This is a genomic window from Streptomyces sp. NPDC059224 (genome assembly GCF_042754285.1).
GTDB lineage: Bacteria > Actinomycetota > Actinomycetes > Streptomycetales > Streptomycetaceae > Streptomyces.
Genome location: NZ_JBHZAN010000012.1, coordinates 22,568 through 42,900, shown reverse-complemented (window position 1 = coordinate 42,900; position 20,333 = coordinate 22,568). Strand labels below are relative to the sequence as shown.

Below are 20,333 nucleotides of genomic sequence, written 5' to 3'. Positions count from 1 at the left end.
TCACTTCTCCGCGACGACCGGCTTGATCATCTTCAGCAGGTTCTCCTCGCTGAGCGCCGCCAGCGAGCGCGCCGCGACGTTGCCCTGCCGGTCGAGGACCAGAGTGGAGGGAATGGCCTGCGGGTTGAGCGTGCCCTTCTTGAACCGGAGCATCAGCTTGCCCGTCGGGTCGTACAGGCTCGGGTAGCCGATGCCGTTCTGCTTCTCGAAGGCGACCGCGGAACCGGTGCTGGTGTCGCGGGTGTTGATGCCGACGAACTGGACGCCCTTGCTCGCGTACTCCTTGGAGACGGAGGCGAAGTAGGGCGCCTCGGCGCGGCACGGGCTGCACCAGGACCCCCACACGTTGAGGACCACGACCTTGCCCTTGTAGTCCGCGACGTCCAGCGTGCTGCCGTCGATGGTCCTGCCCGACAGGTCCGGGGCCGCCGCGCGGTGGCCCTTCGCGACCGTGTCGATGCCGTTCTTGCCGGTGACGAAGTTGGTGTTGCCGCCTCCGCCCGAGGTACCGCCATTGCCGCACGCGGACAGGGTCAGGGCCGCCGAGGCGGCCATGGCGCCGAGCAGGACGGCGCGGCTACGGGTACTCATGTGAAAAGTTTCGCATGCCCGTTCTGGGGATCTTGCGCACCCCCCTCGGTCCGGGGAACGGCCCTTTCAGGCCGCGGCGCCCTTCTTGAGGAGCGTCTTCCAGCCGCCCGCCGGGCGCTGCCCCACGTCCAGCGTGCGCAGCTTCGCGAGGACCTCGGGCTTCTGGACGTCCATCCAGTCCACGAACTGGCGGAAGGAGACCATGCGCACGTCGGCGCCCTTCTCCTTCTCGCGGGCGATGTGCTTGAAGGCCTCCTCTACGGAGTCCATGTAGATGCCGCCGTTCCACTGCTCGAAGTGGTTGCCTATGAAGAACGGCGCCCGGTTTGTCGTGTATGCCCGCTCGAATCCGGCTATGTACGCCTGTGTGGACTGGTGTCGCCAGCCCGGGTAGTTGTAGGCCGGGGCCTTCGTCGAGTTGACCGACTGGTTGGCGAGCATGTTGTAGTCCATGGACAGGACCTCGAAGGAGTGCCCCGGGAACGGTATCTGCTGCAGCGGCAGGTCCCAGATGCCCAGCTTCCTGTCCGGCCAGACCTGGCGGCCGCCCGGCGAGGAGGCGTCGTAGCGCCAGCCGAGCTCGCGGGCGGTGGGCAGCAGGTTGTTCTGGCCGAGCAGGCAGGGCGTGCGGCCGCCGACCAGCTCCTTGTCGTAGTCGAAGGGCAGGGACGGCAGGTCGGTCCAGCCGCTGTTGGTCCGCCACTCCTTCACGAACGCCTTGGCCTGGTCTATCTCGCTGCGCCACTGCTTGGGCGTCCAGTTGCCGACCGTGCCGTAGCCGCCGCAGAAGTGGCCGTTGAAGTGGGTGCCGATCTCGTGCCCTTCGAGCCAGGCGCGGCGGACGTTGGTGAGTGTCGCCTTGATGTGCTCGTCGGTGAGGTAGCCGATGTCGGAGGCGCCACGGGGGTTGTTCGGCGGGTTGTACAGCCGCTTCTTCGACTCGGGGAGCAGGTACAGCCCCGAGAGGAAGAAGGTCATCGACGCGCCGTGTTCCCTGGCCAGGTCCAGGAAGCGCGGGAAGAGGCCGTTGCCGACCTCGCCGGCGCCGTCCCAGGAGAAGATCACGAACTGCGGCGGGGTCTGGCCGGGCTCCAGCGGCTCGGGGGCAGCGGGCTGGTGGGGCTGCTTGCCGGTGTTCGAGGTGGAGCCGTCGCCCAGGGGGCGGGCGGTGGGCTTGGGTTTGGGCTTGGGCGTTGCGGAGGGGGTTCCGCCGGAACCGCCGGCATGGGTCGTCCCGTCTGACGATGTGTGCGTGGACCCGCAGCCGGCGAGGCCCAGTCCGGCCGCGGCGCCCGCGCCGGCGCCGAGAATTCCCCTTCGGGTGAAGGTCCGCATGGTTCCCCGATTCGTCACGTCCGCTGGTGGTCACCCACTCAGAGGCCGGGACGAACCGGGAGGTTCCACATGGAAGCGCATATTTTCAGATTAATTTAATGAAACCGGTTCCGGTGGCGCGGAGTTCACGCCCCGAAGGCCTTGCCCTTCCCCTTCACCGGCTTGGCGCCGGCGCGGAGGTGGGCCGGGACGAGGTCGATGGCCGGCTCGGCGTACCCGACGGAGACGATCCTGTCCCCTTCGTATGTGAAAGTCGTCAGGGAGGCCAGGGTGCACTGCCGCTTGCGCGGGTCGTGCCACAGCCGGCGCTTCTCGACGTAGGACCGCAGGATCCAGATCGGCAGCTGGTGGCTGACCAGCACCGCCTCATGACCCCGTGCCCGGTCCCTGGCCGCGTCCAGCGCGCCCCGCATCCGGACGACCTGGTCGACGTAGGGCTCGCCCCACGACGGCCGGAACGGGTTGACGAGGTACTTCCAGTTGGCGGGGTTCTTCAGCGCTCCGTCGCCGACACCGAAGGTCTTGCCCTGGAAGATGTTCTCCGCCTCGATGAGCCGCTCGTCGGTGGCGAGGTCGAGCCCGTGCGCCTTGGCGATCGGGGTGGCGGTCTCCTGCGCACGCTCCAGCGGCGAGGCGACGACGTACGTCACGTCCCGCGGGGCGAGGTGCTCGGCGACCCGGTCGGCCATCTTCCGGCCGAGCTCGGAGAGGTGGTAACCGGGAAGACGGCCGTACAGCACCCCGTCGGGGTTGTCGACCTCGCCGTGCCGCATCACGTGGACGACGGTGATGTCCCGCTGCTCGCTCATGCTGCCGTGGCCTCCGCTGCCGCTCGGGCCGCCGCCGGAAGGGCGTCGGCGATCTTCTGGATGGCCCGCTCGTCGTGGGCCGTGGAGACGAACCAGGACTCGAAGGACGACGGCGGGAGGTAGACGCCGTCGGAGAGGAGGGAGTGGAAGAAGGCGGTGAACCGGAAGGACTCCTGGCCCCGCGCGTCCTCGTAGTTCCGCACCGGCCTGTTGGTGAAGAAGACGGAGAACATGTTGGAGGCGGTCTGCACCTGGTGCGCCACGCCCTCCTTGTTCAGCGCCTCGGAGACCAGCGCCTGGATCTGCGCGGAGACGGCGTCCACCTTCTCGTACGCCGCCTCGTCGAGCAGCCGCAGCTGGGCCAGCCCGGCGGCGGTGGCGACGGGGTTCCCGGAGAGGGTACCGGCCTGGTAGACGGGCCCGGCCGGGGCGAGGTGCGCCATCACGTCCTCGCGTCCGCCGAAGGCGGCGGCCGGGAAGCCGCCCCCCATCACCTTCCCGAAGGTCATCAGGTCGGGGACCACCCCGTCGATCCCGAACCATCCGGCCCGGCTCGTCCGGAACCCGGTCATGACCTCGTCGGAGATGTACAGGGCGCCGTTCTTGTGGCAGGTGTCCCTGACCCCCTGGTTGAACCCGGGCGCGGGCGGCACGACGCCCATGTTGCCCGGCGAGGCCTCGGTGATCACGCAGGCGATCTCCCCGGGATGCCGGTGGAAGGCCTCCTGCACGGCTTCGAGATCGTTGTACGGCAGCACGATCGTGTCGCCGGCCTGGGCACCGGTGACACCGGGGGTGTCGGGCAGCGCGAAGGTGGCGACCCCGCTGCCGGCCGCCGCGAGCAGCGAGTCGACGTGACCGTGGTAACACCCGGCGAACTTGATCACCTTGGTGCGCCGGGTGAAGCCGCGGGCCAGCCGGATCGCGGACATGGTGGCCTCGGTCCCGCTGCTGACGAGCCGCACCTGCTCCAGGGGCGCGATCCGGGCGACCATCTCCTCGGCCAGGGCGACCTCCCCCTCGCCGGGCGTACCGAAGGAGGTACCGCGCAAGACGGCGTCCTGGACCGCGGCGATGACCTCGGGGTGGGAGTGCCCGAGGATCATCGGTCCCCATGAGCAGACCAGGTCGACGTACTCGCGGCCGTCGGCGTCGGTGAGGTAGGCCCCCTTGCCGGAGACCATGAAGCGGGGGGTGCCGCCGACGGCACGGAAGGCGCGCACCGGGGAGTTCACGCCGCCGGGCGTGACCGCGGAGGCGCGGTCGAAGAGCGCCTGTGAGACGGGCGCGTCGTAGGGATAGGGCGTTTCGCTCTGGGCACTCATGGCGTGCGGCTACTCCGGCTTCTCGGACTCCGGTTGCTGGGGTGACCTCCTCAGGGTAGGCGGAGGAGGAAGCTCTGCTCGCAGCGACGGTGGCCTTCTCGGGGTGACGGGACCGCCGGCGCGACCGGCGGCGGACCGGAGACGGGACCGGTGACGGACCGGCGGTGGGGTACTTCTCCCGCCGGAGCACGGCGGGCCCCCCGCGCGGCCCGGGGCATCTGCGAGACTGTGATCCGATACACCCAGCTCATCCGGTACGTAGCCGGCCGGAGGCTGTAAAGATCCTGCGGACTGATGTTTCGACGCACGTTTCGGCGGGCGGCCGTGGGGGAGGTCACTGACACGATGATCGGGTTGCGCGGCGGGGGCCACGCGTCCTAGAAAAGCAGTCGGGTGGAGATATGCATCGCGGTGGCGGACTGGGCGAGGGGACTGACGACCTGGGTCCTCGACGTGCCCGGCAGGGAAGGCACCGACGCGACGCGGAGGAAGCGGCTGAGGCAGCACGTCAGGAACAGAGCGGCGTACCGGGTGAGTCCGAGCGGCGCGACCGACGTATCGATCAGTGGGACCAGAGGGGCCAGCGGATCGATCGCCGGATCGACCGTCTTCAGACCGGGAGCAGGAATGGTGGTCGGGTGGGGGTGACGTACAAATACTTCGGCGCACCGGACGGCGCGACCGCGGCCCGGGTCCCGATCTCGATGCGCCCCGAGGAACTCGGCGGCGACGAGCTCGGCATGAACGGCATGTTCACGAAGATCAAGCCGGAGACCATGGCCGCGATGGTGCTGACGGGCATCGAAGGCGTACCTCTCAACAAGGTGCCACCCCTGGAGCTGGTCGTCCTGCACCCTGACTACGCGGTGGTCAAGCTCCCCATGACGGTCGTCGACCCGCTGCGCGGCATAGGTGAGGAAGCGGTCGGCGCGGCGGCCTTCATCTGGTCGACGGTCCCGGACCGGGGCGGCCCGAGGGACGCGTTCAACGTGTACCAGCTGCTGCACGAGTGGCAGGACTTCTCGCACCGGCTGCATGAGGCGGGGCATCAGCCGTACTGCCTGGTGTGGCCCTGAGCAGGGTCTCGCGACTTCGGCGGGTTCTCGTGGGCCGCACGGGTTTCACGAGTGGCGGGCGAGGTCTTCGGACCTCGCCCTTTCTGCTCGTTCAGCGGATGCGGGCCACACCCGCGTAGATGCCGCTGCCCTCGGGAGCCGGCGCCGGGGCGGCGGGGAACCACTCCGTCGCCGTCACCAGCCCCGGGGAGACGAGGTCCATGCCGTCGAAGAACCGTTCCACCTCCGGGCGGGTGCGGAAGGCGAGTTGGATGCCGCCCCTGGCGTACTCGGCGACGACCTGTTCGACGAGGTCCGGGTACAGGTCGGACGCGGCGTGCGACAGGATCAGGTGGCTGCCCGGGGGCAGCGTGCCGGCCAGGGCGCGGACTATGCCGTGGGCGTCCTGTTCGTCGCTGATGAAGTGCATCAGCGCGATGAGCGACAGTGCGACCGGGCGGTCGAAGTCCAGGATGTGCCGGGCGTGCCGGACGATCGCCTCCGGGTCCCGCACGTCCGCCTGGATGTAGTCGGTCGCCCCCTCGGGACGGCTGATCAGCAGCGCCTCCGCGTGCCGCAGGACGATCGGGTCGTTGTCGGTGTAGACGACCTTGGCCGAGGGCACCACGTTCTGCACGATCTGGTGGAGATTGGGCTCGGTGGGGATGCCGGTGCCTATGTCCAGGAACTGGTCGATGCCCTGGGTGGCCAGCCAGGCGGCGGCCCGGTGCATGAACTGACGGTTCTGCCGCGCCGCGTCCCTCGCCTCGGGCGGCAGCTTCTCACCGACCGCCTCGTCGACCGGGTAGTTGTCCTTGCCGCCGAGCAGCCAGTCGTAGACCCGCGCAGGGTGCGCCCTGCTGGTGTCGATCGACCCGGACGGCTGAGGATTGGTCGTCATGGCAACTCCATCGCGCCGGTGAGAAAGTACAGAGCGAGTTCGCGGTGATCGTACTCGCCGTCTCATCTGCCATGGCCAGAGGGTGACTTGAGCGCCACAGGAGGGCTCCGATGCGCAAGGTGACCTATTCGATGAGTGTCTCGCTCGACGGCTACGTCGTCGGGCCGGACGGCCGCTTCGACTGGACCGCCCCCGACGAGGAGGTGTTCCGCTTCTGGATCGACGAGATCCGGGACGTCGGCGTCCATCTGATGGGGCGGCGGCTGTACGAGACGATGCTGTACTGGGAGACCGCCGACGAGGATCCCTCGCTCGACGACGCGGACCGCGAGTGGACCGCGCTGTGGAACCCGCTCCCGAAGGTGGTGTTCTCCAGCACGCTGTCGGAGGTCAGGGGCAACGCCCGTCTGGTCTCCGGCCCTCCGGTCCCCGGCCGGCTGGCGGAGGAGATCGCGCGGTTGCGGGCCGAGCCGGGAGCGGGCGACATCGCGATCGGCGGCGCGACACTCGCCGCCGAGGCGGCCGCGGCGGGTCTGATCGACGAGTACCGGGCCATGGTCCTCCCGGTGCTGGTCGGCGGTGGCGTTCCGTTCTTCCCCCGGGACGGACGCCGGGTGGATCTCGACCTCGTCGAGACCCGCACCTTCGGTTCGAAGGTCGTCTGCCTCCGCTACCGCGTGGCGCGCCGGGCGGCTGATTCGCCGCCGGGCCCCGCGAAGTGAACGCCCGCCTCAGATCCAGGTGTCGAGCCACATCCTGGCCTGCCAGCCGGAGTACGGGATGGTCTGGCCGGTGTAGAGCGGGAAGAAGTAGACGAAGTTCCAGACGATGAGCAGGACCAGGACGCCGGCCGCCACCGCGCCCGTGTGGCGGCGCCGCTCCGTCGCGCCCGGCGGGCCCGCCATGGCTCCGATCATCATCGTCACGGCCAGGCACAGGTAGGGCACGAAGACGACCGCGTAGAAGGAGAAGATCGTCCGGTCCTGGTACAGGAACCACGGCAGATAGCCGCCGCCCACCGCGCACAGGACGGCGCCGGCCCGCCAGTCGCGGCGCAGTGCCCAGCGGTAGAGCAGGTAGAGAAGGGCGAAACAGGCGGCCCACCACAGGACCGGGGTACCCAGCGCGAGGACCGTCCGGGTACAGGGGGACACCGTGTGGCAGCCGTCCTCACCGGGCTGCGGCGAGGTGTAGGAGAACAGCACCGGGCGGCCCTGCACCAGCCAACTCCACGGATTCGACTGGTACTTGTGGGGCGTGTGCAGGCCCACGTTGAACTGGTACACCAGGTACTCGTAGTGCCACAGACTGCGCAGCGGGGCCGGGATCCACGCCCAGGTGCCGCCGCGGCCGTCCGCCCAGTGGCGTCCCCAGCCGTCGTCGGAGAGGAACCAGCCGGTCCAGGTCAGCAGATACGTGGCGACGGCGACCGGCGCGAGGGAGAGCAGCGAGGGACCGAGGTCCCTGCGCAGCACCGCCCGGTACGGGTGGCGGGCCCCGGCCACCCGGCGCGCGCCGACGTCCCACAGCAGCGTCAGGACCATGAAGAAGACCAGGAAGTACAGGCCGTTCCACTTGGTCGAGGCCGCCAGGCCGAGGAAGAGTCCGGCCGCGAGCCGCCAGGGCCGCCATCCCGTTCCCGTACGGTCGCCGGTGTCGCCGTCCGGTCGTATCCGGCCGTCGGCGTCGGCCGGCAGTGCCGCCGCGAGCCGGGCCCGCGCCCGGTCCCGGTCGGCCAGCAGGCACCCGAAGGCCGCCAGCGCGAAGACCATCACGACGAGGTCCAGCAACGCGGTACGGCTCATCACCACGTGCAGGCCGTCCACCGCCAGCAGCGTTCCGGCCAGACACCCCAGGAACGTGGACCGGAACAGGCGGCGGCCGATCCGGCACAGCATCAGCACCGACACCGTGCCCAGCAGTGCGGTCATGAAGCGCCAGCCGAACGGGGTGAGGCCGAACAGCCCCTCGCCCAGGGCGATCACCCACTTGCCGGTCGGCGGGTGCGCCACGAAGGAGCCCCCGTCGGAGAGGGGGATCACCTGCGGGTGGGCGAGGATCTGCGGGTCGGCGATCTTGCGGTCCGGCCAGGTGCCCTCGTAGCCGAGGTGGAGCAGCGACCAGGCGTCCTTGGCGTAGTAGGTCTCGTCGAACACGACCTCCCGCGGCCGCCCGAGCCGCCAGAACCGGATCGCCCCCGCCAGCACGGCGACCAGCACCGGCCCCAGCCACTCCATCACCCCCGCGAGGCGGCAGGCCGCCGCGGGCGGAACACCGACGAGCGTCCACGGACGGGGGGACGGCCGGGGGAACGGCGCGACGAGTCGCTCCCGGACATCGGCGGAGGGCAGCCCGCGGACCGGCGGCGGGTTCCGTCGGCCCCGAAGCCGTTCCCTCCCGTCCACCCCTTCTGTCCCGGTGATGCCGATTGTTCCGTCTGTACCGTCTGTTCCATCGAGCAACTGAGCCACGACAGTTGGACGTGTTTTCCCCCGCCTGGGTTGCAGTTCCGGCGAGGCCGTGGCCGGAAACGCCGCGACGCCGCGACCCACCCTTCGCATGAGGCGGACGGGACCGGCCCGGCCCCTCGGCGATGTTCGCTGTTCACGTGCTCCGGCCCCGGTACCGCCGTGCCGCCGGGGCCCGCCCGCCTGCCGATGATTCACGAGTGCCACAACCGGTAAAGCTCCGGGATACGCACAGCCCGCGAACCGAACGCGTGCGCCCGTACGCGGCTTCCTTCGCGGAGCTGTCCGGCCAGGGCTGCATACGGGGGAAGGGACGGGACAGTGGCCAAGGGGGATGGAGTGGACACGGCTGCCGCAGGGCAGGCGCGCGTCCGGTCTTCGGGCGGAGCCGTACGGGGCACCGTCCTTCCGGTGACGGCGGGGGCCGTGCCGACACGCACCGCGCCGGGGCGTCAGGATGGGCTCTCGCCGGCCGCCCCGGGGGGCGAAGCCTCGTGACACCACCTCAGGAGCCCTGGAGGCCACCCAAGATCCTGCTCGACGCGCTGGACGCCATCCCGTGTCTCGAGGAACCCGCGCTGCTGCACGAGTGCGCACGGCAGACGGGCCGGGCACTGCGGCTCACGATCGTGCTGCCCGAGACCAGCCGCCGCCGGGTGATGCTGCTCTTCCTGCTCCGCGAGGTGATGGCACATCCGGACGGCCTCCAAGTACTGGGCAGCGTGGTCTCGCTGCTGGAGGGGGAGACGCGGGACGTCGCCCGGCTGCGCACCGCCATCGCCCTCGCCGAGGTGCCGCTCTTCCCGGCAGGCACCTGGGAACGGCTGATGAGTCTCCTCGGCGGCCTTGAGGTACTCGACATCGCCGGTGCGTTCCGCGAGGCCCTGGGCGACCGGCCCGACGCCCTTCCTGCGCACTGCGAGGAACCCTGGTCGGCGGTGCTGCACGCGGCGACACTCAACGCCCGCCCCGGTCAACCGCTGCCCTGCGTCCTGCTGGTCGAGCATCTCGCGCGATACGCGAAGGGACACCGGCAACAGGAACTGCTCGGGTGGGCGGCGGAGCATCGGGGCACACCCGAGGCGTACTCCGGCAGTGCGACGAGCGCCGGCCCCCTGCCTGCGCCTGCCGGCGGTGGGACCGGGCCGGTGCCGGGCCGGGCGGGCCAGGAGTACGGCCCCTCGGAGATGCCCGTTTCGCCGCTGCCGCCGGCCGGAATCGGCAAGGAGACCGTGTGGGCTCCCTCCACGTGGCTGCTGATCCGGCTCCGCCCGCTGTACTACTCCGAGCACGACGGTATGCGGCAGCTGACCTACTGGTGTCAGAACGGGAGCAGCCCGAACCCGTACCCGGTGAAGGGCGGGGATCTGACAGTCGACGTCGCCGACCTGCCCGAACGGGTCAAGGCACTCGTGCAGGAGGCCGAGACCGGGTGGGCGTACTCCTGCAAGGAAGACCTCGCCCTCGAGTTCGTACTCCCGCGTGACCTGCTGGACCTGCCGGTCGAGACCTGGCCGAAGGAGAGGTTCGGGAACGCGTCGGCCACCTTGGGCAAGGACCACCCCGTGGTGCTGCGCAGTCTCGAACGCGTGGAGGGCAGGGCCACACACGGAAGGTGGGCCAGGCGGTGGGACGCCGTGACACCCGGCTCCCGGGGGCCCGTCCACTGGTTCCCGGGAGAGCACGCCGACCGTCTGCTCTCGGATCCCCACCCGGTCATGGCCGTCCTGAGCGAGCCCCCCGGCGGTCAGGGCGGGGCGGACTCGAGAGTCGACGAGCTGGACGCGTCGCTCCGGGCCGGGGTACCGATCGTGGTCTGGGACCGGCGCGGGGGAACCGACCCGGCTTTTCGAAGAGAACTGCAGGAGCTCGCTGCCGGGAAGGGCATACATCGGTTACCTGACGAAGTCAGGTCGTTGCGCATTGCGGCCGACGGCGGGGATCCTGCTGGAGGCGGCTCGTCCACGCTCGGTCGTCACGCGGCGCTGCTCTGGGACGACCCCTCCCGGCTTCCGGGCGGGCGGCCAGAGGCAGCGGACGCGTCCGCGTAGGGGGAGGGTGGGAAGTGGTGTTTCCAGAGGACAGCGGCTCTCCGCGTCAGGCCGACGGTATCGTGGCGAAGAGCCCCGAGACCGCTGCGGACCCGGACGGCAGCTCGGCACCCGGCGGTGACGGTACGGGCCCTGGCGCCCCGGACCACCGCTGGTGGATCTACCGCGGCACGGGACAGCCCTGGCACGACACCGATCTCGGTGCGCTGCTGCCCCCTCCGCCACCATGGCGCCGCTTCACCGGCGGACCCGTCGTGCCACCGCCTCCGTCCGACGACGAGGAGACAGAGCGCCGGCTCGGGCAGGTCGGCGCTTCGTCCACCGGTTCCGACCAGCTCAGGCGGGAAGCGGAGATGGTGAACGCGGCGCTGGTGCTGCGCCGCCCACTGCTGGTCACGGGACGTCCCGGGACCGGCAAGTCGTCCCTCGCCTACCGGATCAGCAGGGAGCTGCGACTGGGCCGGGTGCTGCGCTGGCACATCACCAGCCGCACCACGCTGCGCGGCGGTCTGTACGAGTACGACGCGATCGGGCGGGTCCAGGACTCGGCGGCCCTGCACACCCTGCACCGGGCGGACGGCTCCGCCGGGGCGGATGCGCGGGCCACGGACGACGAACGCCTGCCGGAAATCGGTGACTACCTCCAACTAGGCCCGCTGGGAACGGCGTTGCTCCCGCACGAGCTTCCCCGGGTGCTCCTCGTCGACGAGTTGGACAAGAGCGACCAGGACCTGGCGAACGATCTGCTGAGCGTCTTCGAGGAAGGACAGTTCCGGATAGCAGAGTTGGCGCGTGCACGGCGGCTGCACCCCAACGTGACCGTGATGACCGACGATCCCGGTCAGAGCGCCGAGATCCTCGACGGCATCGTCAAGTGCCGGGCTTTCCCCGTCGTGGTGATCACGTCCAACGGCGAGCGGGAGTTCCCTCCGGCCTTCCTGCGCCGCTGCCTTCGGCTGCGGATGCCGGATCCCGATCGCCCCCAGCTCGTCGACATGGTCATGGCCCATCTGCAGCGGGCGGGCTCCTCGGCACCGGAAGCCACGGGAGCCGAGGAGCTGATCGACCGGTTCCTGCGCAGCAGCCGGGAGCGTGGGGGGCTTGCGATCGACCAGCTGCTCAACGCCGTCTACGTGGCGACCTCGGGGGGCTTTCCCGGCGACGAGGGCGCTCTGGAGGACCTCGTGGACGCGCTGTGGCACCGGCTCGACGGAGTGGGGCCGGAGTCGAGGGCCGGATGACGTCCACACCGCCCGCCTCCCCGTCCGGGCCGCCGGACGGCATGGACGGTCCGGCCCTGGCCCCGCCGCTGCCCGACTGGTCGGAGCTGGCGGACGCGCTGTACCTCGCGGCGTACCAGGACAGCGCCCTGCCGGCGTTCGACAGGCCGGCCGCCGGGCAGCGTGGCGAACGGCCCCTGCAGCCCGGGCGGTCCTCCCACGGGCAGTCCGGGTCCGAGGGCCAGGACGACAGCCGGACCCCCTCCGCGGCGGGATCCGGGGAGCGCCGGTCGGACGCGGTTCCGGCGGCCGACGGCGTCCCGTCGGGGAGGCCGGCCCGGCTGCGGCTGCTGGGGGCCCTCGGCTCCGAGGCGGAGACCGGCCAGGAGCAGAGCGGGTGGCCGGCTGCCCCGCGGCTGGACGACACCTTCGCGCTCGGCAGGTCACTCCGTCCCCTGCGGCTGACCCGCGACTCACCCCACGAGGTCGAGCTGGACGAGGAGGCGACGGCCGAGCGCGCGGCGATGGCCGGAGTGTGGACGCCGGTGTGCCGTTCGCTACCGGAGCGCCGGCTGGATCTGTTTCTCCTGGTGGACACGAGCCCTTCGATGAGGCTGTGGTCGCCCACGACCCGGCAGATCGCCGAGTTGTTGGAGCAGACCGCCGCGTTCCGTACCGTGCGCACCCTCCGCTGGAACCTGGACGAGGACGCTCCGGCAGATGTCCCGGCGGCCGTGGTCCACTCCAGCGGACACCGGCTGGTGCTGGCCGTCACCGACGGCGGCCACAACGCCTGGCGCACGGGACACGCCGCATCACTGTTGCACCGGCTGGGCATTTTCTCCCCAGTCGCCGTGCTGAGCCTGCTGCCCCAGCAGTTGTGGGACCTGACCCTGCCCACGGTCACCCGAAGCCGATTACGCGCACGCTCAGCCGCCGTACCCAACCACGCCTACGAGGCTGACCGAAGGCGGCCGGAACCACTCGAACCCCCGCAGGCCGGTCCCGGGCCGGATTCGGTGGACGCGATTGCGGTGCCCGTCGTCGAACTGCGGCCGACCGCGCTGGGCCGCTGGGCCCGGCTGGTCGCCGCGGCCGACGGCGGGGAGCGGACGGAACTCGCTGTGCTGTGGGCGGCGCCGGACCGGGATCCAGGCTCCGCGCCCGCCGTCCCGTCGGCAGGGGAACTGGCCGATCTGGTCGCCGAGCCACCGGAGGCGGACGGCGAGCAGGGTCGCGGCCGCTGGGCCGCCGCCGTCGTACGCCGCTTCCGGGCGACGGCTTCCCCGGCGGCCTACGCTCTGGCCCAACGGCTCGCGGCGGCCCCCCTCAACCTGCCCGTCATGCGACTGCTTCAACAAGCCATGCCAGAGGCAGAGTTCTGGAATCTCTCGGAGATCATGCTGCTGGGCCTGGTGCACCGCGTCGATGCCACGGCCGATGTCGAGGACGCCCACCGCGTCTCCTTCGACTTCGCCGAGGGCGTGCGGGAGGAACTCCTCGCGCTGGGCTCCCGGGCGGAGACGATCCGTGTGCTGCGCCAGATCCAGCGTCATCTCGGGCCAGGGCTCGAGGCGTTGTGGGGGGAGGGGGGCGGTGCGCTCGTGGCGTTGGAGAACGATGCCGCGGAACCGCCGGTCACGGAGCAGACGCGGCCGTTCGTCGCTCACCTGTACACAGCGCTGTGCGCGGTGTCGGGGCCCTATCTGGCCCGCGCGAACCACCTGGGCCGCCTGCTGCAGCGCGGTGGGCCGGCACCGGCCGGGCACTCCTCCGACGGGGAGCCGACGACGCCGGGGAATACAGGGACAACAGCTTCCATACACACTCAGATGCGGTCAACTTTGAACAGGCTGCCCCAGGACGCGCTACATTCCGGGCAGCTCGAACCCAGGACGACTGAAGTGACCAACCCCCGGGTGCTCAGGGGCACTTCTCCGACGGCGCCGTCATCCGCCGTCACTCCGCCCGCTCGCCCCGCCCCGCGACAAGGAGGCGTCTCCGTGCCATCAGGTTCGACCCTGGCCTCGAGTCCCCGTATCTGGGGGAACGTACCCCAACGCAACAGGAACTTCACCGGCCGGGAGGCCCTGCTCGAAAGGCTGCGGGAACGGCTGCGCGGCGGAGTCGCCGCGGTCCTGCCGGAAGCCCTGCACGGCATGGGAGGCGTCGGCAAGTCCCAGATCGCCATCGAGTACGTCTACCGGCACAGCCGCGAATACCGGCTCGTCTGGTGGATCCCTTCGGAGCAGGAGACCCAGATCGTCCAGTCGCTGGTCGAGCTGGGCGAGCAGATGGGCCTGCAGGCGGGCTCCGAGATGAGCGCGGTACCGGCTGTCCTGGAAGCACTGCGCCGCGGAGAGCCCTACAGCGACTGGCTGCTCGTGTTCGACAACGCCGAAGATCCCAGAACCGTACGCAAGTACTTTCCGAGTGACGGACCGGGCAGCATCGTCGTGACCTCTCGCAACTCCCGCTGGTCCACCGACTTCAGCTCCCTGGAGGTCGATGTCTTCACCCGCGAGGAGAGCGTGGCCCTGCTGCGGCGCCGCAGCCAGAACCTGCCCGACGACGCCGTGGACCATCTGGCCGCCGCGCTCGGTGACCTGCCGCTGGCGGTGGAGCAGGCGGCGGTCTGGCTGGCCGAGACCGGCATGCCGGTGCAGCAGTACCTGGAGGTGTACGAGCGCAACTTCACGGAGCTGATGCAGTCGGACCCTCCGAGCGACTACAACAGGTCGGTGGCGGCGGCGTGGAACGTGTCGCTGGAGCGGCTGCGCGAGAGCCGGCCTGACGCCCTGCAGCTGCTCCAGGTGTGCGCCTTCTTCGCTCCCGAGCCCATCGACTGGGACCTCTTCTCGGCGGTGCGCGGTGTCTCGGTACCGCCGGAGCTGCAGTCCACTCTGGACGATCCGGTCAGGCTGGGCCGGGCGGTGCGTGAGATAGGGCGTTACGCCCTCGCCCGCATCGACCACCGCCAGAACACGGTCCTGATGCACCGGCTGGTCCAGCGGGTGCTGATCGAACAGATGAACCCCGAGGAGAAGGAAGCGATGCGGCACGCGGCGCATCAGCTGCTCGCCCATGCCGATCCGCGGAATCCGCAGCGATCCGTCTACTGGCCGCGGTACTCGTCGCTGCTCAGCCATCTGCGAGCCTCCGACGCGGTGCGGTGCAAGGACGGGTGGACGCGGCGTCTCGTCCTGAACGAGGTGCGGTTCCTGCGGGCACGCGGCGACCACGAGGGATCTCTCGCACTGGGCGAGCAGGCCGCGGCCATCTGGCGTGCCGACCTGAGCGAGGACCACGAGGAGATCCTGGATGTCGACCAGCAGATCGCCGAGACGCTGCGTGAGCAGGAGACCGATCTGCCCCGAGCCTTCGCACTCCAGTCCGACCTGGTGGAACGGTTCCGCAGAGTCCTGGGCGAGGGACACGAGAACACGCTGCGGGCCCAGAGCTACCTGGCCATCCACCACCGGACCCGCGGGAACTTCGAGGAGGCCCGGGAGATGGACAAGCGGGTCTTCGAGACCAGCGCGCGGGAATTCGGCAGGGACGACCCGGCGACCCTCCTGGCCGCGCACAACTACGCCGTGAGTCTTCGGCTGGCGGGCAACGCCGAGGACGCCCTGGAACTCGACTACGACACCTGGCAGCGCCGGATCGAGGTGCTGGGCGAGGATCACATCAACACGCTCGGCACGCGGGAGGCCTACCTCCTCGACCTGCAGGAGGTAGGCCGTAACGAGGAGGCCAACGAAGGGTACGAGACACTGGCCGCCGAAGTCACGGCAAGTCTCGGCGAACAGCACCGGTTCGTGGCGCTGGTGCACCGCAACTGGTGTGTCGCACTGCGCAAGATGGGCGACTACGAGGCTGCTTACACCTTGTCGAGCAGATACCTGGAACTGACCGCCGAGAGCCTGGGCACCGCCAGCCGCCAGTACCTGCTGATCGCGGTCAGCCACGCCAACGACCTGCGGCAGGTCGGCAGGCTCCAGGAAGCCCGCATCCTCAACCAACGGGTGCTGGAGATGCATCGCGCCAAGTACGGCCGCGAGCATCCGCACAGCCATGCCATCGCCATGAACCTGGCGGTGACGCTGCGGCTGCTGGGAGAGTCCGAATCCGCGCTCGCCCTGGACCGCGAGGCCGTCGAGGGCCTGACCCGCGGACACGAGCAGGGACATCCTCGCGCCCTGCTGGCCCGGGTGAATCTGGCCAGCGACTACTTCTCCCTGGGCCGCGTCGAGGAGGCCCATGCTCTCGACGCGGCCGTGGCGGAGGAATCGACGCGACTGCCCGAGAACCACTCGGCGGACCTGGCCGTCCGGCTCAATCTGAGCTACGACCTGAAGGCCCTGCACCGGGACCAGGAGAGCGAGCACCTGTACTTCGAGACCTTGCTGAGGTACCGGGACCGCTTCGGAACACAGCACCCCGTGACCCGCGACGCCGAGCAGGGCCGACGGGCCAACGCGGACTTCGACCTGCTCGCGCTCTAGGTGTCGACGCCGCCGAGCCATCCGGCGAGTGCGAGGGGAGCGGGCGGGACGCCGCCGGCGGTCACGACCGCCCTGCGGACGCCGTCCACGACCTCGGGGCGGTCGAGCAGCAGGACGGCGCCCGCTCCCCGCGCATGCTCGGGGAGGGCCAGTGCGGCGCCGAGCCACGGCTCGGGGTCCTCGGGGTCCTCGGCGGCCCACTGCGCGTAGCCGAGCGCCGCCTGTTCGGCGTCCCCCGCGACGGCCGCGTACCCGGCTCGCAGCGCCGGATCACCGTCCGGTCCCTGACGGAGGCGGCGCCGGGCGAACGCCGCGGGTGCCGCCATACGGAACCGGGCCAGCGGCCCGAACGTGTCCAGGCGGATCAGATCGGGCCGGGGCCGCAGCTTCGACTCGGGCAGGGCGGGGGCGGCGGCCCCCGCCAGCCACGCGGCGGCGAGCCGATCCGCGGCGTGACCGGGGATCTCCAGGTGCCGGGCCCGCCAGACGGCACGCCGCAGGGCACAGTAATGACCGGCCAGGGCCCGGGGCCCGGCCTCGATCTCCTCCGCCTGCCAGGTCCCGACCATGCCGGCGATCTCGGTGACGAACATCCGGCCCGGCTCGGTCAGCTCGTCGGCGAGGAGCGAGGCCACCGCATCCCGCAACTGCTCCCGGAGCACCGCGAACTCGAAGTCCGCACGGTCCGCCTCCGCTCCGGTCGTGTGTCTCCGGTGGGTCCGCCAGAACCGGCCGACGCCCGCGAACGCGAACACTCCGTGGAGCAGCCCCAGTACGGGCCGTGGGTCACTGCGCCAGGGCGCGTGGTGCAGTCGCCGCTCCTTCGGCTCCCCCGAGGCATCGGACACCTGGACCATGGGCACCAGCGCGAGCAGCCCATTGAGCTGCTGGTGGCTCGCCTCATGAACGAGGACCGCCGCGGTCTGGGTCGCATCGTGGGGCATGGAGAGGGTGACGGCGCCGAAAGCGTCGAGCGAGGACGCGCTGGCGACCAAGCCGCCCTCCGCCGTCCGGAACGACCGCGGCACGAATGCCCGTACGAGCGCGCGCAAGGTGGCGGCGTCCGCCGGGGCCTCTCGGTCCAACAGCGCGTAAGCGTCGGCGAGGCGGACTTCCCACGTGCTCAGCCGCCCGTCGCCGGACCGGCCGGGGGACCTCGGGTACCGCTCGAAGTCCCGGTAGGGGCTGACCGTGTCCAGCCACGGGCCCGGCTCAGTGCCGGAGGAGAGGCCGGGTACCGCCTTCAGCGGGCGCCATCCCGGTGCGGCCCGCGTCAGTTGACGGGGCAGCCGGACCTGCCCGAGGTCCCCCTGTACGACCGCATGCTCCCGGTCCACCCGGATCTCCGCCTCGCTCCAGGCACGACGGGACACCGGGCCCACGACGCCGGATCCGGGCAGCCAGACCGCACCCCGCTGGGCGGGCACCCGCACCACACAGGGCACCCCCGCCCGCAGCGCGGCGGCCGCGGCCAGAGCCTGGAACTGACCGAGGTCCGCCCACAGCGGGGCGGTGGACACCGTTCCGGCAGGTGAGTCGCCGAGGCGTCTGAGCAGGCGCAGAGCCCACGCCATCACGGTGGGGTCGGCGAGCACGGTCTCCACCGCGTCCGGGTCGCGGCCCTGCACCTCGGACAGCAATCGCCAGGCATCCTGTCCCGACGGGACACCGCCGGGGCGCCGAGCACGTCGGGCGGCGCTGTCGACGTGATCGAGGAGAGCACGCAGCACTAACAGAAGACGGCTTCGCTGAGCGGAGCGCAGCAGCCTGAGGTCGGCCTCGCCCGCGTCGCCCACCGCCATGGCCAACAGCGCCTTTGAGGACACCCGGTGGACGCCCCAGGTCCGAGCCGCCTCGGTCGCGGCCGGAGCCGTCATGGCCGACGCCGATCCGTGCGCCGACCGCGCACGAATCTCATCTCCTCGCTCTGGCTGTCACCGGCAAGGGTCCCGAAGGCCTGGGTCGCCTTGACATCCATCTGGCTCAACGCGCTGCGCAGCGCGGGATCGTCACTGGACTGAAGCTCCGTCAATGAGGCCCCGGACAGATCGAGCAGGTCGGAACAGAAGTCCTTCGCAGGCTCTCCCATACCGTGGGTCCTCCCCCTGACGATGGTGGCTCGGCAGCGCGAGGCGCGCTCCCTGAAGCTGCGGTGCGCCCCCAGTGTAAGGGCGTCTTGGATCACCCAGCGTTGCCTCACGCACACGAAGGAACATGAACACTTTCAGGGCAATCTGTGATGCGTTCTATGCATTTTCCGCCAAAGAGCGCCAGCTCTCCACTGGACGGAGGAGGCGCCGACCGCGCCCTGCCGGTCACCGTTCCCCGTGCTGGCGCCGGATCCTCGCCGCCACCTCGTTGTTCTCCGTCTCCCACCAGGGGCGGACCTGTTCGGCAGGGAGGGCGGAAGGGGTGGTGGGGTCCGCCGGCGCGGCGGGGGCGGCGGGGACCGCGGCGGCCTGCTGGCGGTCCAGGTGGCGGTCCAGGGCCGCCGTCTGCACCCGTTCCGCACGCGCCCACTGGAACAGGATCATCAGCAGGAACGGCAGCGCGACCAGTTCGGCGATGCTCAGCATCGCGCCGCCGCCGAGCTGCTGGTCCTGCCGGACGTCCGGGGACCAGGACGGATGGTGGTGCAGATACCAGGCGCCGGCGATCAGCGTGCCGTGCGTCATGACGACGACCCCCGGGATCGCGTCGATCACCCCGTCCAGGAAGACCAGGCCCGCCCGCACCGGATGGGTGCACCAGGCGGGGAGGGTCTCCTCCCGGGTCAGCACCGGTACGACGAACAGACAGCCCGCCGCGAGCAGGTGCAGGTACATCAGCTCGTGGAGCCAGCCCACCCGCAGCGCCGTACCGAAGTACGGGGTGAAGTAGACGGTGAGCTCGGTGGTGAGTACCAGCGCCGTGCTGACCAGGGGGAAGGTCAGCAGGCGCAGCACCCGGCCGGTCATCGTGCGGCGCAGCCGGGCCGCCGCGGGCTCCGGGAGCGCCCGCACCGCGAGACGGAGCGGGTCGCCCAGCGCCAGGCCCAGCGGCGCGACGAGGTCCAGCAGGATGTTCTGCACGGCGGCCGGCCAGAACAGCACGTGGTCGTAGACGGCGAGGGCCGACATCGTCGCCACCACCAGCGCGCCCAGGCCCAGGGCGGTGAAGGCGGCGGTACGGACCGGTGACCAGGGCTCGCCCTTGGCGCGTACCCGCAGCACGCCCCAGCCGTACAGCCCGCCCAGCACCATGACCAGCAGCAGTGCCGGTACGTCCGGCTGCCATGACGTCAGCAGCCGGCCCACGGTCAGCTCGGCCATCCCGCTCACCCTCCTTGGGTCCTCGCGTCGGGGACGAAACGGGTCAGGTCAGATCAGACCCACTGCGCGACGCTATACCCGACCCGCCCGGCGCACGCACCGGGGCTCCGTGCAGAATCGGCGCGATCACCTGCCGGTGATCGGTACGGTTCGCAGGGGCGGGGACTCATGTTCGGAAAACGGTTCGTGGTGAGCGGGGTCATAGCGATCCTGATCGGCACGCTCGGCGCGTGTTCGGGTGGCGGCGAGGGCGGAGACGACGACGGCATCGCCTGGGAACAGAGCGACACCACCTCCGGCGGCGACGGCTCCGGCTCCGGCTCCGCCTCCGGCCAGGACAGCGCCCCTACCGCCCAGGACAGCACCGTGCATGGGCTGAAGGACACCGTCCGGCACGTCACCGTGAAGACCGCCAGGGCCACCCGGCCCCGCAGGATCAGCAAGTGCTCCACCGCCACCCGCCGGGTCCGGCACACCTCCGGCACCGGAACCGGGAGCAGGCGCACGACCCGTACCTGGTACACCAGCGAGCGGTACCGGTCCTGCACCGAGGTCCGCAGCGGCACCGAGACCTACCGCAGGACCGTGCGTACCGAGAAGTGGTGCGTGGGGCTGGACGACGTGAACGGTGACAGGGCGCGGGACGACGTCTGGTTCCAGGTCGGCACCACGGACTACGGCGCCGCCCGGACCGCGGACGAGCACGCCCGGCTGGAGTTCACCCCCACCGCCGAGGGCTGCTGACCCGTCCCCCGCCCC

At 70.8% G+C, this 20,333-nt stretch carries 15 protein-coding genes; 6 read left to right on the top strand and 9 right to left on the bottom strand.

Annotation, left to right across the window (positions count from 1 at the left end):
• The 4 genes from ACFXI4_RS14525 to hemL all read right to left on the bottom strand — a co-directional run bounded on the left by ACFXI4_RS14525 (position 1) and on the right by hemL (position 4,060).
• Positions 1 to 591, bottom strand: a complete 591-nt coding sequence (locus ACFXI4_RS14525; protein ID WP_362713385.1) for a TlpA disulfide reductase family protein — start codon at positions 589 to 591, stop codon at positions 1 to 3.
• A 66-nt stretch (positions 592 to 657) separates the two neighbouring features.
• Positions 658 to 1,926 carry a hypothetical protein gene (locus ACFXI4_RS14520; RefSeq protein ID WP_384990376.1) on the bottom strand — a complete coding sequence of 423 codons (1,269 nt, stop codon included), beginning with the start codon at positions 1,924 to 1,926 and terminating at the stop codon, positions 658 to 660.
• 125 nt (positions 1,927 to 2,051) lie between these two features.
• Entirely contained in the window at positions 2,052 to 2,735 is a 684-nt protein-coding gene (locus tag ACFXI4_RS14515; protein WP_384990374.1) for a histidine phosphatase family protein, read from the bottom strand.
• Positions 2,732 to 4,060, bottom strand: a complete 1,329-nt coding sequence (gene hemL, locus ACFXI4_RS14510; protein ID WP_384990372.1) for a glutamate-1-semialdehyde 2,1-aminomutase — start codon at positions 4,058 to 4,060, stop codon at positions 2,732 to 2,734. The genes ACFXI4_RS14515 and hemL overlap by 4 nt, the downstream gene beginning before the upstream one ends.
• Before the next feature lie 401 nt (positions 4,061 to 4,461).
• Between hemL and ACFXI4_RS14505 the strand changes: the two genes are divergently transcribed.
• Positions 4,462 to 5,136: a hypothetical protein gene (locus ACFXI4_RS14505; RefSeq protein ID WP_362713377.1), complete on the top strand. Its 675-nt coding sequence runs from the start codon at positions 4,462 to 4,464 to the stop codon at positions 5,134 to 5,136.
• A gap of 91 nt (positions 5,137 to 5,227) precedes the next feature.
• On the opposite strand, the gene ACFXI4_RS14500 is transcribed toward ACFXI4_RS14505, so the two are convergent.
• Complete coding sequence (locus ACFXI4_RS14500) at positions 5,228 to 6,016, bottom strand: SAM-dependent methyltransferase (protein ID WP_384990370.1); 789 nt, start codon at positions 6,014 to 6,016, stop codon at positions 5,228 to 5,230.
• Between the two features lie 110 nt (positions 6,017 to 6,126).
• On the opposite strand from ACFXI4_RS14500, the gene ACFXI4_RS14495 reads away from it, so the two are divergent.
• Complete coding sequence (locus tag ACFXI4_RS14495; protein WP_384990368.1) at positions 6,127 to 6,738, top strand: dihydrofolate reductase family protein; 612 nt, start codon at positions 6,127 to 6,129, stop codon at positions 6,736 to 6,738.
• A 9-nt stretch (positions 6,739 to 6,747) separates the two neighbouring features.
• Here the strand turns inward: ACFXI4_RS14495 and ACFXI4_RS14490 are convergent, their stop codons facing one another.
• Positions 6,748 to 8,253 (bottom strand): dolichyl-phosphate-mannose--protein mannosyltransferase, encoded by a 1,506-nt coding sequence (locus tag ACFXI4_RS14490; protein ID WP_384990367.1) that lies wholly within the window; start codon positions 8,251 to 8,253, stop codon positions 6,748 to 6,750.
• 725 nt (positions 8,254 to 8,978) lie between these two features.
• On the opposite strand from ACFXI4_RS14490, the gene ACFXI4_RS14485 reads away from it, so the two are divergent.
• From ACFXI4_RS14485 to fxsT, 3 genes are read left to right on the top strand one after another with little or no spacing between them, the layout of a single operon-like run.
• Positions 8,979 to 10,535, top strand: coding sequence for a hypothetical protein (locus tag ACFXI4_RS14485; RefSeq protein WP_384990365.1), 1,557 nt, complete (start codon positions 8,979 to 8,981; stop codon positions 10,533 to 10,535).
• 14 nt (positions 10,536 to 10,549) lie between these two features.
• Positions 10,550 to 11,776, top strand: a complete 1,227-nt coding sequence (locus tag ACFXI4_RS14480; protein WP_384990363.1) for an AAA family ATPase — start codon at positions 10,550 to 10,552, stop codon at positions 11,774 to 11,776.
• Positions 11,773 to 16,263: an FxSxx-COOH system tetratricopeptide repeat protein gene (gene fxsT, locus ACFXI4_RS14475; RefSeq protein WP_384990362.1), complete on the top strand. Its 4,491-nt coding sequence runs from the start codon at positions 11,773 to 11,775 to the stop codon at positions 16,261 to 16,263. The genes ACFXI4_RS14480 and fxsT overlap by 4 nt, the downstream gene beginning before the upstream one ends.
• On the opposite strand, the gene ACFXI4_RS14470 is transcribed toward fxsT, so the two are convergent.
• From ACFXI4_RS14470 to ACFXI4_RS14460, 3 genes are all read right to left on the bottom strand, one after another.
• Positions 16,260 to 18,140: an aKG-HExxH-type peptide beta-hydroxylase gene (locus ACFXI4_RS14470; RefSeq protein ID WP_384990361.1), complete on the bottom strand. Its 1,881-nt coding sequence runs from the start codon at positions 18,138 to 18,140 to the stop codon at positions 16,260 to 16,262. The two genes, fxsT and ACFXI4_RS14470, sit on opposite strands and share 4 nt — an antisense overlap.
• Entirely contained in the window at positions 18,137 to 18,352 is a 216-nt protein-coding gene (locus ACFXI4_RS14465; RefSeq protein ID WP_384990360.1) for a hypothetical protein, read from the bottom strand. The genes ACFXI4_RS14470 and ACFXI4_RS14465 overlap by 4 nt, the downstream gene beginning before the upstream one ends.
• Positions 18,353 to 18,578: 226 nt before the next feature.
• On the bottom strand, positions 18,579 to 19,574 hold the full coding sequence (locus ACFXI4_RS14460) for a cytochrome c oxidase assembly protein (RefSeq protein ID WP_384990358.1): 996 nt from the start codon (positions 19,572 to 19,574) through the stop codon (positions 18,579 to 18,581).
• Positions 19,575 to 19,742: 168 nt separating this feature from the next.
• Between ACFXI4_RS14460 and ACFXI4_RS14455 the strand changes: the two genes are divergently transcribed.
• Complete coding sequence (locus ACFXI4_RS14455; protein WP_384990357.1) at positions 19,743 to 20,318, top strand: hypothetical protein; 576 nt, start codon at positions 19,743 to 19,745, stop codon at positions 20,316 to 20,318.
• The last annotated feature ends 15 nt before the right edge of the window (positions 20,319 to 20,333 follow it).

What these genes read in the sequence shown, in the direction of transcription:
- fxsT (WP_384990362.1), top strand. Translation starts at nt 11,773, where the DNA reads ATGACGTCCACACCGCCCGCCTCCCCGTCCGGGCCGCCGGACGGCATG.
- ACFXI4_RS14460 (WP_384990358.1), bottom strand. Translation starts at nt 19,574, where the DNA reads ATGGCCGAGCTGACCGTGGGCCGGCTGCTGACGTCATGGCAGCCGGAC.
- ACFXI4_RS14525 (WP_362713385.1), bottom strand. Translation starts at nt 591, where the DNA reads ATGAGTACCCGTAGCCGCGCCGTCCTGCTCGGCGCCATGGCCGCCTCG.
- ACFXI4_RS14520 (WP_384990376.1), bottom strand. Translation starts at nt 1,926, where the DNA reads ATGCGGACCTTCACCCGAAGGGGAATTCTCGGCGCCGGCGCGGGCGCC.
- ACFXI4_RS14490 (WP_384990367.1), bottom strand. Translation starts at nt 8,253, where the DNA reads ATGGAGTGGCTGGGGCCGGTGCTGGTCGCCGTGCTGGCGGGGGCGATC.
- ACFXI4_RS14470 (WP_384990361.1), bottom strand. Translation starts at nt 18,140, where the DNA reads ATGACGGCTCCGGCCGCGACCGAGGCGGCTCGGACCTGGGGCGTCCAC.
- ACFXI4_RS14495 (WP_384990368.1), top strand. Translation starts at nt 6,127, where the DNA reads ATGCGCAAGGTGACCTATTCGATGAGTGTCTCGCTCGACGGCTACGTC.
- ACFXI4_RS14455 (WP_384990357.1), top strand. Translation starts at nt 19,743, where the DNA reads ATGTTCGGAAAACGGTTCGTGGTGAGCGGGGTCATAGCGATCCTGATC.
- ACFXI4_RS14505 (WP_362713377.1), top strand. Translation starts at nt 4,462, where the DNA reads ATGCATCGCGGTGGCGGACTGGGCGAGGGGACTGACGACCTGGGTCCT.
- ACFXI4_RS14515 (WP_384990374.1), bottom strand. Translation starts at nt 2,735, where the DNA reads ATGAGCGAGCAGCGGGACATCACCGTCGTCCACGTGATGCGGCACGGC.
- hemL (WP_384990372.1), bottom strand. Translation starts at nt 4,060, where the DNA reads ATGAGTGCCCAGAGCGAAACGCCCTATCCCTACGACGCGCCCGTCTCA.
- ACFXI4_RS14500 (WP_384990370.1), bottom strand. Translation starts at nt 6,016, where the DNA reads ATGACGACCAATCCTCAGCCGTCCGGGTCGATCGACACCAGCAGGGCG.
- ACFXI4_RS14465 (WP_384990360.1), bottom strand. Translation starts at nt 18,352, where the DNA reads ATGGGAGAGCCTGCGAAGGACTTCTGTTCCGACCTGCTCGATCTGTCC.